This is a genomic window from Microbacterium sp. LWO14-1.2 (assembly GCF_038397715.1).
Lineage (GTDB): Bacteria > Actinomycetota > Actinomycetes > Actinomycetales > Microbacteriaceae > Microbacterium.
This window is the reverse complement of record NZ_CP151633.1, coordinates 2,311,956-2,324,502: the sequence shown is the minus strand read 5'-3', so window position 1 is coordinate 2,324,502 and position 12,547 is coordinate 2,311,956. Positions and strand designations below refer to the sequence as shown.

The following is a 12,547-nucleotide window of genomic DNA, read 5'->3' as shown; positions in this document are numbered from 1 at the left end:
CCCCTTGGGTTACGTCGATGGTAGCGAACCCGCGGGCACCGGGGCTATGAAAAAGCTGAATATCGAGATTCCGCGCGGCGTGGGAGTCGTCAGGCGGTCGGACCGAGGATGAAGTTCCACGCGCCCGTGACCACGGCGACCGCGATCGCGGCGACCGGGATGACCGCCGCCACGACGACGAGCGCCGTGTCCCTGCGGTCCCACCGCGACGGACGCGCCCACGACCGGGCACCGGAGCCGCCGAACCCGCGCGCCTCCATGGCCGTGGCCAGTGACGAGCCGCGACGGATCGCCAGCACGAACAGGGCGAACGCCATGCCGAGCGCCCGGCGCACCCTGCCCTCGTCGGCGACCCCCCGCGCGCGCCTCGCCAGCGCCAGGGCACGCCAGTCGTCGGCCAGGAGTCCCAGCATCCGCATCCCGGCGAGCGCGCCCACGACGAACCGGGCGGGCAGGCGCAGGCGCTGCGCGAGGTCGTCGGCGAGATCGGTCGGATCGACCGTGACGAACAGCACGACAGCCGGGAGGCCGATCGCCAGCACACGAACCGCGGTGGCGGCGGCGAGCGCGAGCGACCCGTCGCTGACCCTCATCACGAGCCACTCGACGTGAACCGTGCCGCTCGTCGCGCCGTAGAGGGCGATCGTGACCGCGCTGAGCGGTGCGGCGATCCAGAGCACGGCGGTGCGCAGCCAGAACTCCCGCGGCCTCAGCCCCGCGAGCAGCAACAGCGGGATCTCGAGCAGCAGGGCGACGGATGCCGAGACGACGTCGATCGTCAGCACGAGCGGCAGAGCGATCAGCAGCGCGGCGGCGAGCTTGGCGAGCGCGGAGCGGGGAGCGATGGGCCCTGTACGGTCGACGCGGGCGGTCAGCGGGTCGATCAACGTCCGACCTCGATCCGTCTGGCGTGCAGAGCGCTGAGCACGGCCTCGTCATGACTGATCGCGACGATCGCGGTGCCCTCGTCGCGGAGAGCGGCCATGAGGCCCACCAGCTCGGCCCACGTCACGGCATCCTGTCCGAAGGTGGGCTCGTCGAGCACGAGCATGCGCGGCCGGGTGGCGATCGCCGCCGCCACCGTCAGCCTCCGCTTCTCACCGCCGGACAGCGTGTACGGGTTGGCGTCCGCGAGGGCGCGGAGCCGCAGGCGGTCGAGCAGGTCGTCTGTGCGGGACGCGATCTCGTCGGGAGCGAGCCGCAGGGCGCGGGGGCCGACCGCTAGCTCCTCGCGAACCGTCTTGGCGAGCAGCTGATGCTCCGGCGTCTGCAGCACCGTCGCGATGCGCGTCAGCAGTGCCCGCGACGACCAGGCGAGAGGATCGGGCGTCTCGCCCGCGGCGAGCGACGGCGTCGCACGCACTGCTCCCTCCTCGGCGGGGATCAGCCCGGCGAGCGTGAGTCCCAGCGTCGACTTGCCCGCACCGTTCGGCCCGGTGATGCCCAGCACCTCGCCCGCGTGCACCGCGAGGTCGAACGGGCCGGCGACCGGCAGTCCCCGGCGACGCGAGACCCGCAGGGCCCGAGTCTCGATCAGAGGTTCCCCCGGCTCCGTGCGCGGCGCAGGAGGAAGAGCAGGCGGGTGGCCGGGGACCCAGACGCCGGATGCCGCGAGCTCGGCGCCACGGGCGCCCAGCACGGCCTCGGGTGTGCCGTCGGCCAGTACCACCGTGCTGTCGTCGCCCGCGCCGAGCACGATCACCCTGGTCACGAGGGGCAGCCACACGTCGATGCGGTGCTCGATCACCACGAGCGTCGCCCCGGTGCGGTCGAGCGCTGCGCCGACGGCATCCCGCACCTCGTCCACACCCGCCGGGTCGAGGTTCGCGGTCGGCTCGTCCAGGAGGATCGCGCCGGGGCGCATGGCAAGCACGCCGGCCAGCGCGAGGCGCTGCTTCTGTCCGCCGGACAGTGCCGCTGTCGAGCGGTCGAGCGCGACGTCGAGCTGCACGGCATCCAGCGCCTCGCGCACGCGGGCCCAGATCTCGTCCCTCGGGACGCCGAGGTTCTCGCAGCCGAACGCGACGTCGTCGCCGACCCGCGCCAGGATCGTCTGCGTGTCGGGGTCCTGCAGCACCATGCCGACGCGTCCGCGCGCATCCACGGGGGCCTGCCCGTCGACGAGGAGCTGCCCGAGGGTCTCACCCTCGTCGGCTCCGCCCAGCACGCCGCCGAATCCCTGCAGCAGGGTGGACTTGCCCGAGCCGGAGGCGCCGAGCAGCAGCACCCGCTCCCCCGGCTCGATGCGCAGCTCGACGTCGCGGACCGCCCACCGACGGCGCGTGGCGTACCGCCACCCCCAGCCGCGCGCCTCGAGCGCGGCGGGCTGCACGGCTGCGGTCACACTCGTGCGGTGACCTCGCGGCCGGCGGCGAACCGGCCGAGTGCTCCCGTGGCGGCCAGCCCGCGTGCGATCAGCCAGCCGCCGAGGCCGGCGATGACCGCGCCCGAGATCGTCGTCGAGACGATGTACACGACCGTGAACAGGGTGTCGGCGCCCGCGTACCAGAGGATGCGGTCGTTGATGCCGCATGCCAGACCTGCACCGGCCCCGGCGAGCATCGCGACCGGCAGACGCCACACACCGTAGAGGAAGACGAGGAGGACCAGCTCGGCGCCCAGACCCTGCACGATGCCGGAGACGATCGTGAGCGGGCCCCACGCGTTGCCGACGAGAGCGGAGATGACGGCGGCGACGAGCTCGGTGTACAGGGCTGCGCCCGGCTTGCGGATGATGAGCCCGCCGAGGACGCCGGCGATCAGCCATGGGCCGGCGAGCAGGCCCTGCACGCCGGGCAGCAGCGGCTTCAGGAGACTGCTGGGGACCTCGTATCCCACGTTCCACAGCAGGAAGATCAGCGCGCAGGCGACGGCGATGACGCTGGCGACGACGATGTCGACGACCCGCCAGCGCCAGAGCTCCGGGCGGCCGAGCCCCTTCGCGGACGCGGTGGCGGTGGCGGATCCGGTGGTGGATCCGGACGTGGATGTGCTCATTGAATGCTCCTCCCTGCGCTGGCATGACCCAGATCAGGTTCGACGGTCGAAGCGCGATTCGCTCCCTCTCAGCCCGGCTCGCCGGACTCCCGTGGTTGTGCTGACGATCTTACCCAGTCACCCGACACTTGTGTCGCCTCCGCCCGACGCACCACGGATCTCGGCGGTGATTCGGTTACCGTGAGGGGGTGACCGCTCCAGACTCCGCCGAGGCCACCTCCGTCGCACCGTCCGCGACCACGCGCGAGGCGACCCCTGCGTTGACGCGCCCCGCCCCTGCGGCGGAGCGCGACGGCCTGGACGAGCTCGGCATGCGAGACGTCGACGGGGCCCCAGAAGCGCGCTGGGCCGAGGACGGCACGGGCGCCACCGCGCTCACCTGGGTCGACGCGACAGCCGTGGAGGAGTCGACCGCGGTGCCTTCGCTCAGCGGGGATGACGATCCTGACCCCGCCAGCACGATCATGCGCGGGGCCCGCCTCCGTTCCCGGGCCGCCTCGGCCGGCGTGCTCGTGCCGATCGGCGTGCTCGTCGGGCTCGTCGGCACGTATGCGGGAGCCACGATGCTCTGGCCTCTGCACGAGGTCCCGCCCACGGTGCGGGCCGCGGAGTTCGCGTCGACGGCCGCGCCGGCCGCCGGCATCCTCTGGCCCGCGCAGGGAAGCGCGGCCGTGGGAGTCGGCGGCATCAACACGACGGCGTCGACGCTGGACCCTGCCGCGATCGCGAGCGTGACCAAGGTCGTGTCGAGCCTCATGGTGCTCGACAGGATGCCGCTGCAGCCCGGCGAACAGGGTCCGGAGTTCGCGTTCACCCGCGCCGACAACCTCGCCTACTGGCAGTACCGACGCTCCGATCAGTCGTCGCTCGATGTGCCCGTCGGCGGCACGCTCACCGAGTATCAGCTGCTGCAGGGCACGCTCATGGGGTCGGCCAACAACTACATCGACCGGCTGGCCCGCGAGATCTGGGGGACGGAGGCCGCCTTCGCCTCCGCCGCGCAGGTGTGGCTGCGCGACCGCGGCCTCGACGGCATCACCGTCGTGACCCCCTCGGGCTTCGACGACCGCAACACCGCGACGCCCGAGGCGCTCGTCGCCCTCGCGGAGCGCGCGATGCAGAACCCGGTGTTCGCGAGCATCGTCAGCACGACCTCGGTCGACCTACCCGGAGCGGGCACGGTCGTGAACACGAACGGGATGCTCGCGGATGCCGGCGTCGTCGGCGTGAAGACGGGAACCCTCGGCGAGAGCTGGAACCTGCTGACGGCCAAGGACATCACGGTAGACGACACGACGGTGCACCTGTACGCCGCGGTGCTCGGACAGGCCGACGACGAGCAGCGCCTGTCGGAGACGCGGGCGCTCTTCGCGCAGGTCGAGGCCGCGCTGACCTCGCAGGAGCCCGCCGTCGCCAAGGAGACGGTCGTCGGCACCGTCACGACGCTGTGGGGCACGACGATCGACATCGTCACCGCTGCGGACTCCGACGTCGTGCTGTGGAACGGCGCGGGAGCGCAGAGCACCCCCACGTTCGACCTCGGCGACCACCGCGACGACGGCGACGAGGTCGGGACGCTGCTGGTGGCGGGTCCGCTCGACTCGGTCGTCACGCCGCTCGCCCTCGACGCCGATGTCGAGGGACCGGATCCGTGGTGGCGGCTCACGCACCCCTTCGAGCTGTTCGGCATCAGCGAAGCCCAGCGCTGACGGGTCGGCCGCGCGCCCGTTCCCTTGGCACCTGCTGCGGGAGTTCCACGGGAATAGCGAGGTCGGTGTCGACTCAGCGGGGCGCGCGAGCGGCCTGGTGACCACCCGCACAGACGAGAGCGCCGCGCCCCGAAGGGACACGGCGCTCTCGTCTGTGCGGAGTCAGCTCCCGTGAGAACGGAGTCAGGCCGGTGACTCGCCGTCCGGGCGCTCGACGACTGCCTTGGCTGCCGCAGCCTCGGCGACGGGTTGCTGCGCTCCCACCGAGGCGCCCACCTGCGCGGCGGCGATCTCCTCGGCTTCGCCGCTGACGACCAGGGGCGTCGAGCCGGTGAGAGCGTCTTCGGCGTCGATGTCGGTCGCCGCCTGCTCGAACTGCGACTGATACAGACGCCAGTAGGCGCCCTGCGCGGCGATGAGCTCGTCGTGCGTGCCCTTCTCGACGATGTCGCCATGCTCCATCACGAGGATGAGGTCGGCGTCGCGGATCGTCGACAGCCGGTGCGCGATCACGAACGACGTGCGCCCCTGACGCAGCGCCGCCATCGCGTTCTGCAGCAGCAGCTCGGTGCGGGTGTCGACCGCGGACGTGGCTTCGTCGAGGATGAGGATCGACGGCTGGGCGACGAATGCGCGGGCGATCGTGATCAGCTGACGCTCACCGGCGGAGACGTTCGAGGCGTCCTCGTCGAGCACGGTGTCGTACCCCTCGGGGAGAGCGTGGACGAACCGGTCGACGTAGGTCGCCTTCGCGGCCTCGAGCACTTCCTCGTCGGTCGCCGTGGAGCGACCGTACCGGATGTTCTCGCGGATCGTGCCGGCGAACAGCCACGGGTCCTGGAGCACCATGCCGGTGCGCGACCGCAGTTCGTCGCGGGTGATCTCCGAGATGTCCTGGCCGTCGAGCGTGATCCGACCGCCGCTGAGTTCGTAGAACCGCATGATGAGGTTCACGAGCGTGGTCTTCCCGGCACCGGTCGGACCGACGATCGCGACCGTCTGCCCCGGCTCGACCCGGAAGGACAGGTCGGTGATGAGCGGACGTTCCGGCGTGTAGGAGAACTGCACGTTCTCGAACTCGATGACGCCCTTGCCCTCCTCGAACGGCGGCGCGTCCTTCGCATCCGCCTCCTGCTCGTCGGCGTCGAGCAGCTCGAACACCCGCTCGGCCGACGCGGTGCCGGACTGCACGACCGCGGCCATGCCGCCGAGCTCGGAGAGCGGCTGAGTGAACTGCTGCGAGTACTGGATGAACGCCTGGACGTCGCCGATGCGGAGCTGACCGCTCGCGACCATGAGGCCGCCGAGCACCGCGATCCCGACATACGTGAGGCTGCCGACGAACGTCATGGCCGGCATGATGATGCCGGACAGGAACTGTGCCTTGAAGCTCGCCTGGAACAGCTCCTCGTTCTCGTCCTTGAACTTCTGCAGCGCGTCCTGCTCCCGGCCGAAGACCTTGACGAGAGCGTGCCCCGAGAACGACTCCTCGACGCGCGCGTTGAGACGACCGACCTTGCGCCACTGGGTGCCGAAGGCCTTCTGCGAACGCGGGCCGATCACGCCGAAGATCACGCCCATGAGAGGCAGTGCCACGAGGGCGACGAGCGCGAGCTGCCAGGAGATCGAGAACATCAGCACGAGCACTCCGACCACGGTGAGCACCGCGGTGAGCGCACCGGACAGCGATTGCTGCATGGTCTGGGTGATGTTGTCGATGTCGTTCGTCACGCGCGAGATCAGGTCGCCGCGCTGCACCTTGTCGAAATACGACAGCGGCAGCCGGTTGATCTTCGCCTCGACGCGCTCGCGCAGCCGCCACATGGTACGGACCATGATCACGTTGATGACGTAGCCCTGGACCCAGCTGAGGAACGCCGCCACGATGTAGATCGCCAGCACGGCGGCGATGATCCAGCGCAGCGCGTCGAAGTCGATGCCGGATCCGACCTGGAAGTCGTGGAGCGCCGACACCTGGTTCGCGTAGTCGTCCTGACCGGCGGCGCGCAGCTGCTCCACGACCTCGGCCTTCGGCGTCCCCACGGGGAAACCCGGGAAGTCGCCCTGCGACTGTCCCAGCTGGTTGGCGATGAAGCCCGTGTAGATGAGGTTCGTCGCCTCCGCGAGCACCTTCGGCGCTGCGACCGTGAGAACCACGCCGATGGCGCCGAGGATCGACACGAACACGAACCACACGGCCGACGGCTTGAGCAGGCCGATCATCCGGCTGAAGCTCCGACCGAAGTTGTCGGCCTTCCCGGGCGCGACGCTGTCCCAGCCGCCGCCGTCCTGCCTCGCCTTCTCGGCGAGTTCCGCCTCGTACTTCTCCTCGTCGGAGAGCTCGCGCTCGACGACGGGGGCTGCCGGCGCGCCTCCGCGCTGGCGCCGTGCCCTCTGCGGCTTCTGGTCGCTCATGCGTCCACCCCCAGCTGCGATTCGACGATCTCTCGATAGGTGGTGCTCGTCTCGAGCAGCTCCTCGTGTGTGCCGACCCCGACCATGGTGCCGCCCTCGAGCACGACGATGCGGTCGGCGTCGGTGATGGTCGAGACGCGCTGCGCCACGACGATCTTCGTCACGTTCGGCAGCTCCCGCCAGAGCGCCTGCCGCAGCCGCGCGTCGGTGGTGAGGTCGAGCGCGGAGAACGAGTCGTCGAACACGAGGATCTGCGGCTGGCGCACGATCGCACGGGCGATCGCGAGGCGCTGACGCTGACCGCCCGAGACGTTGGTGCCGCCCTGCGCGATGCGGGACTCGAGCCCGTCGGGCATGTCCTCCACGAAATCGCGGCCCTGCGCGATCTCCAGTGCGTGCCAGAGATCTTCGTCGGTGGCATCCTCGCGGCCGTACCGGAGGTTCGACGCGACGGTGCCGGTGAAGAGGAACGGGCGCTGCGGCACGAGTCCGATCGATGCCCACAGCGACTCGACGTCGGCCTCGCGCACGTCGGTCCCGCCCACGAGCATGGCTCCGCCAGAGACGTCGAAGAGGCGCGGGATGAGCGACACGAGAGTCGTCTTGCCCGCACCCGTCGAACCGACGATCGCGACGGTCTCGCCCGGTCGTGCGCCGAAGCTGATCCCCGAGAGCACCGGGGCGTCCGCGCCCGGATACGTGAAGGAGACGTCGTCGAACGAGACGGCGCCCGGGTCGGGGAATTCCGTGACCCCGGCATCCGGCCGGGTCATGCTCGACTCGGTCTCGAGCACCTCGCCGATGCGCTCCGCCGAGACGGCGGCGCGCGGGATCATGATCGCCATGAAGCTGGCCATGATGACGCCGCCCATGATCTGCCCGATGTACTGCATGAAGGCGAAGATCGTGCCGACCTGCGCCGTGCCCGCGTTGACCTCGATGCCGCCGAACCAGATGACGGCGACGACGGTGACGTTGAGGATCAGCATGAACAGCGGGAACAGCAGCACGAACAGCGAGCCGACCCTGCGACCGACCACCATGATGTCGGTGTTCGCCTCGCGGAAGCGCCCCTCCTCGATGCGCTCGCGCACGAAGGCGCGCACGACGCGCACCCCGGTCAGCTGCTCGCGCATCACCCGGTTCACCGCGTCGAGCTTGCCCTGGTAGCTGCGGAACAGCGGCACCATGCGGCTCACGACGAGGCCGGCGACGATGAGCAGCAGCGGCACCGAGACGGCGATCAGCCAGCTCAGACCCACATTCGTCTGGATCGCGAAGATGATGCCGCCGATCGCGAGCAGCGGCGCGGTGACGAGCATCGTGGCGCCCATCATCGCGAGCATCTGCACCTGCTGCACGTCGTTCGTGTTGCGCGTGATGAGCGAGCCGGCGCCGAACTGCGACACCTCGCGCTCGGAGAAGCCGCTGACGCGGCCGAAGACGTCGGCGCGGATGTCGCGACCGGCCCCCATGGCGGCACGGGCCGCGAAGTAGGTCGCGATGATCGACGCGACGATCTGACCGAGCGACACCGCGAGCATGAACAGGCCGGTGCGCCAGATGTACCCCGTGTCGGAGAGCGCGACACCCTTGTTGATGATGTCTTCGTTCAGACGGGGCAGATAGAGCGTGGCCAGCGCGCTCGCGAACTGGAAGACCAGCACCACGAGCAGCAGCCACTTATAGCGGGACAGATAGCGGACGAGAATTTTTCCCAGCACAGGCGGACTTTCTATGAAGGGTGACGCGGCGGATCTCCCGGCAGGCGGACGCGGGCCGACGATCGCGCACATGCAAGAGTGCCACGAACCGCCGACATTCGTATCCCCCGCGGGGATGACCTTCGCTCACAGCGAACCGGCCGATCGAAGACCCCGGGTAGTTGGACCGCGGCGAACAAGACGCGGCCCCGCCTCACCCTCAGAACAGTGCGCGCTCCGGGGTGTATGCACGCGCATCGGCCCCGGCGTCCTCGGGGAGCTCCGCGATCGACGAGGGCTGCCACTTCGGGTTGCGATCCTTGTCGACGAGCTGCGCCCTGATGCCCTCGACGAGATCGGGATGCTGCATCACGAACCACATCACGCGGCGGTACTCCCCCGTGAGGGCGTCCCTCAGGCTGCTCATCGCCCGCGCCTCGCGAACGGCGTCGAGCGTCACGGCCAGAGCGGTCGGCGCGAGGCTCTCGAGCAGGTCGGCCGTGGCCGCGGCATCCTGCTCCTCGCGCGCCCGCAGGCGCTCGACGATCTCTGCGACCGTGTCGGCCGAGAAGGCGTCGTCGATCCACACGCGCGACGCCGGCACCGTCGAGGGCTCGGGCGTCTCGTCGAACAGCAGCACGATCTCGGAGGGGCCGGTCGGGTCGGCGCGGTAGGCGAGGGCCTCGCGCAGAGCGTCGAGCCGGTCGGAGGGCACCATGTGGTCGGCGAACCCGAGCAGCACCGCGTCCGCGGCATCCATCGTCGAACCGGTCAGACCGAAGTACTCGCCGAGCCGGCCCGGCATGCGGCCGAGCAGCCAGGTGCCGCCGACGTCGGGTGTGAAGCCGATGCGCGTCTCCGGCATCGCCAGCTTCGAGCGCTCCGTCACGATGCGGATCGCCGCGTGGCCGGAGAGGCCGATCCCGCCGCCCATCGTGATGCCGTCGGCGATCGTCACGACGGGCTTCGGGTACTCCGCGATGAGGGCGTCGAGCGCGTACTCCGCGCGGAAGAACTCCGCAGTGACGTCGGTGTCGCCCGCCACGATCTGCGAATACAGGGCGCGCACATCGCCCCCGGCGCACATCCCGCGCTCCCCTGCCCCGTCGATCATCACGATCTGCACGTCGCTGTCGTGACGCCAGGCCTCGAGCGCCTCGGTGAGCAGGTCGATCATGCCGGGGTCGAGGGCGTTGATCGCCTCGGGGCGGTTGAGAGTGAGCCGTCCCAGCGCCCCCTCCGTGCAGACGAGGACCCGGGGCGCGGTGGTGGAATCGGTCACGCGTGCCAGGCTACCCGCTGGATTCGTGCTTGCCCTCGCACCCGTCCGTGGGGTAAATACGCGATCGGACGGCTTTTCCGGCAGGATAGACGGAACTGCCCATTGCAACGAGAGGTCGCGGATGCCCGACGGACAGGTGCTCGAGTTCACGCGCGTGACGAAGCGCTTCAATGACGTGACGGCGGTGTCCGACTTCTCCGCACGGGTCGAGCCGGGAGCCGTCACCGCCTTCCTCGGCCCGAACGGCGCCGGGAAGACCACGACACTGCGCATCCTGCTCGGACAGGTGCGCGCCACCAGCGGAACCGCCACGATCGGCGGCGTCGCCCATTCCGAGCTGCGCCACCCTCTGCGCACGATCGGCTCCGTGCTCGAGGAGACGGTCTACCGGCCCCGTCGCAGTGCGACCCGCCACCTGACGATCGCCGCCAAGGCCAACGGCATCCCGCTCTCGCGCGTCGACGAGGTGCTCGCGCTCGTCGGCCTGGAACACGAGGCCGAGGGGCGCGTCGGCAGCTTCTCGCTCGGCATGAGGCAGCGCCTCAGCGTCGCGCACGCCCTGCTCGGCGACCCGGGCGCCCTCGTGTTCGACGAGCCGGCCAACGGGCTCGACCCCGAGGGCATCCGGTGGATGCGCCTGCTCATGCGTCGCCTCGCCGACGAGGGACGCACCGTGCTGGTGTCGTCGCACGTGCTCAGCGAGGTCGAGCAGGTCGCCGACAACGTGCTCGTGCTCTCGAAGGGGCAGCTGATGCTGTCGAGCGGCATCGAGAAGCTCGCCGACCCCACCGCCGGATCGGTCGTGGTCGACGCGGCGGACCGTGCAGCCCTGCGCAGCGCCCTGGCCGAGGCCGGGTTCCAGATCGAGGTGCTGCGCTCCGGACTCCGCGTCCGCGGAGGGGACGCGGCGAGGGTCGGCGCCATCGCCGCCGCGGCCGGCATCGCGCTCACCACACTCGTGCAGCGCGGCCCCACGCTCGAGGACGTCTTCATCGAGCTCGTCCGCGGCGGCACACTGGAGCCGCGCGCGGTCGCCGCGGCATCCGAGTACGTCGTGGCGGATGCTGACGCCGTCGCAGCGCCGGTTGCCGACGCTGTCGCCGAGCCGGATGCTGACGCTGTCGCCGAGCCGGACGAAGCACCCGGCGCCGATGCTGCCGTCGAGGCCCCGTCGATCGCCGAGGCCGACGCGGACACCCCTGCGGAGACCGACGCGACGGCCGCGGCGCCCGCGGAAGCGCCCGTCGAGGGCGGGCCGTCTTTCGACGACATCCTGTTCGGCGCCGGATCGACGCAGGCCGAGACGGATGAGCCGGAGGACAGCGACGCCGCGGAGGAATCACACGACTCAGGCGTGGACGTGTTCGACAGCCTCGGCGAGACGGATGCAACGGGCGACACCGCTGCATCCGAGTCGGGCGAGCACGACGACCAGCCCGGGGAGCACGGCGACGAGCCCGCGGAAGAGGGCGACCAGCCCCGGGAACAGGGCGACGAGGATCCTCGCTCCGCTGCGGTCAGCTCGATGCTGGCCGCCGCAGCACGCGCCTATTACGAGGACGAGCCGCGAGACTACCCCCACGGCGACGCGCCCGATGCTGACGAGCACGACGGAACCGGCGAGGGCGACACCCAGTGGTCTGTCGCCAGCACCGGGGTGATCGACCAGGTTCCCGCGTCTGCGCCCGGCGAGGGTGCGGAGGCGCAGGCCGAGGGCGAGCACGAGCACCACGAGGGCGAGCACCACGAGCACGAGCACCACGAGCACCGGCACGACTGAGCGCTCCGCGCCCTCCCGACAGTCGAATGCCTCCCCGCCGATCAGCGGGGAGGCATTCCTGTGTCCGAGGGATTCAGGCGGGCCTGGGGCGGATGACGGGACGCTTGCGCGCCTTCGACACCGGCGTCGGCGCGGTGGCGACGATCTCCTCGACGTCGGCGGGTTCCTCCGAGACAGGGAGTCGCAGCGCCTGCGTGAGCGAGAGCCCGTGGCGGGTCGTGAGGATCAAGCGCCGGAACTGCTCGTCACCGTCGAGGTCGATCACCACGCTCGGGCGGTGCCGACGGATCAGCACGAAATCGGTGCTTCCCGCGGCCTTCCAGGTCCCGGCCGCGAGGATACCCGGGATGTGCGTTCCGGGGTTCGGCACGCCGCGCAGCCAGGTCCACGCGTCGTCGGTGAGCTGCACCTTGGTGATGGTCTCGCGCTCGATCCGCAGGTTGTCCCGGTGGAAGCTCGCGGCACGCTCGATCGGCGAGAGCACGATCTCGAGTTGCGTCTGGTCCAGCAGCAACGTCACCATGCGTCCAGTCTGCCAGCGGCGTCCTGCCAGTTGTCTGCGTCTTCTTCACAGGACCGCAACGATCCGTTGTGTACGACCGTCATACGCTCGTAGCTCCATTCCGATGTTCTCCTCGATATTCGAACAAATCTACTAAAC

The 12,547-nt window shown here is 70.4% G+C and carries 9 protein-coding genes and 1 riboswitch; of the genes, 2 read left to right on the top strand and 7 right to left on the bottom strand.

Annotated features, from left to right (window positions below):
* Nucleotides 1-89 precede the first annotated feature (89 nt).
* The 3 genes from MRBLWO14_RS11135 to MRBLWO14_RS11125 form a co-directional block, all read right to left on the bottom strand.
* Entirely contained in the window at nt 90-887 is a 798-nt protein-coding gene (locus MRBLWO14_RS11135) for an energy-coupling factor transporter transmembrane component T (protein ID WP_341933223.1), read from the bottom strand.
* A complete protein-coding gene (locus MRBLWO14_RS11130) occupies nt 884-2,344 on the bottom strand; it encodes an ATP-binding cassette domain-containing protein (protein WP_341933222.1) in 1,461 nt (486 codons plus the stop codon). The genes MRBLWO14_RS11135 and MRBLWO14_RS11130 overlap by 4 nt, the downstream gene beginning before the upstream one ends.
* Entirely contained in the window at nt 2,341-2,997 is a 657-nt protein-coding gene (locus MRBLWO14_RS11125) for an ECF transporter S component (RefSeq protein WP_341933221.1), read from the bottom strand. Before MRBLWO14_RS11125 ends, MRBLWO14_RS11130 begins: the two co-directional genes overlap by 4 nt.
* A riboswitch (TPP riboswitch) is annotated at nt 2,991-3,100 on the bottom strand. (Overlaps the previous gene by 7 nt.)
* An 85-nt stretch (nt 3,101-3,185) precedes the next feature.
* Here MRBLWO14_RS11125 and MRBLWO14_RS11120 point away from each other — a divergent pair.
* Complete coding sequence (locus MRBLWO14_RS11120; RefSeq protein ID WP_341933220.1) at nt 3,186-4,706, top strand: D-alanyl-D-alanine carboxypeptidase; 1,521 nt, start codon at nt 3,186-3,188, stop codon at nt 4,704-4,706.
* A 183-nt stretch (nt 4,707-4,889) separates the two neighbouring features.
* Here the strand turns inward: MRBLWO14_RS11120 and MRBLWO14_RS11115 are convergent, their stop codons facing one another.
* From MRBLWO14_RS11115 to MRBLWO14_RS11105, 3 genes are all read right to left on the bottom strand, one after another.
* Nucleotides 4,890-7,121, bottom strand: coding sequence for an ABC transporter ATP-binding protein (locus tag MRBLWO14_RS11115; RefSeq protein WP_341933219.1), 2,232 nt, complete (start codon nt 7,119-7,121; stop codon nt 4,890-4,892).
* A complete protein-coding gene (locus tag MRBLWO14_RS11110; protein ID WP_341933218.1) occupies nt 7,118-8,845 on the bottom strand; it encodes an ABC transporter ATP-binding protein in 1,728 nt (575 codons plus the stop codon). The genes MRBLWO14_RS11115 and MRBLWO14_RS11110 overlap by 4 nt, the downstream gene beginning before the upstream one ends.
* A gap of 199 nt (nt 8,846-9,044) precedes the next feature.
* Nucleotides 9,045-10,106: an enoyl-CoA hydratase/isomerase family protein gene (locus MRBLWO14_RS11105; RefSeq protein ID WP_341933217.1), complete on the bottom strand. Its 1,062-nt coding sequence runs from the start codon at nt 10,104-10,106 to the stop codon at nt 9,045-9,047.
* Nucleotides 10,107-10,227: 121 nt separating this feature from the next.
* Here MRBLWO14_RS11105 and MRBLWO14_RS11100 point away from each other — a divergent pair, with 121 nt between their 5' ends.
* A complete protein-coding gene (locus MRBLWO14_RS11100) occupies nt 10,228-11,886 on the top strand; it encodes an ATP-binding cassette domain-containing protein (RefSeq protein ID WP_341933216.1) in 1,659 nt (552 codons plus the stop codon).
* Nucleotides 11,887-11,959: 73 nt separating this feature from the next.
* On the opposite strand, the gene MRBLWO14_RS11095 is transcribed toward MRBLWO14_RS11100, so the two are convergent.
* Nucleotides 11,960-12,409 (bottom strand): hypothetical protein, encoded by a 450-nt coding sequence (locus MRBLWO14_RS11095; protein ID WP_341933215.1) that lies wholly within the window; start codon nt 12,407-12,409, stop codon nt 11,960-11,962.
* Nucleotides 12,410-12,547 lie beyond the last annotated feature (138 nt).

Coding starts and splice junctions, on each gene's coding strand:
- MRBLWO14_RS11125 (WP_341933221.1), bottom strand. CDS start 2,997: ATGAGCACATCCACGTCCGGATCCACCACCGGATCCGCCACCGCCACC.
- MRBLWO14_RS11115 (WP_341933219.1), bottom strand. CDS start 7,121: ATGAGCGACCAGAAGCCGCAGAGGGCACGGCGCCAGCGCGGAGGCGCG.
- MRBLWO14_RS11100 (WP_341933216.1), top strand. CDS start 10,228: ATGCCCGACGGACAGGTGCTCGAGTTCACGCGCGTGACGAAGCGCTTC.
- MRBLWO14_RS11095 (WP_341933215.1), bottom strand. CDS start 12,409: ATGGTGACGTTGCTGCTGGACCAGACGCAACTCGAGATCGTGCTCTCG.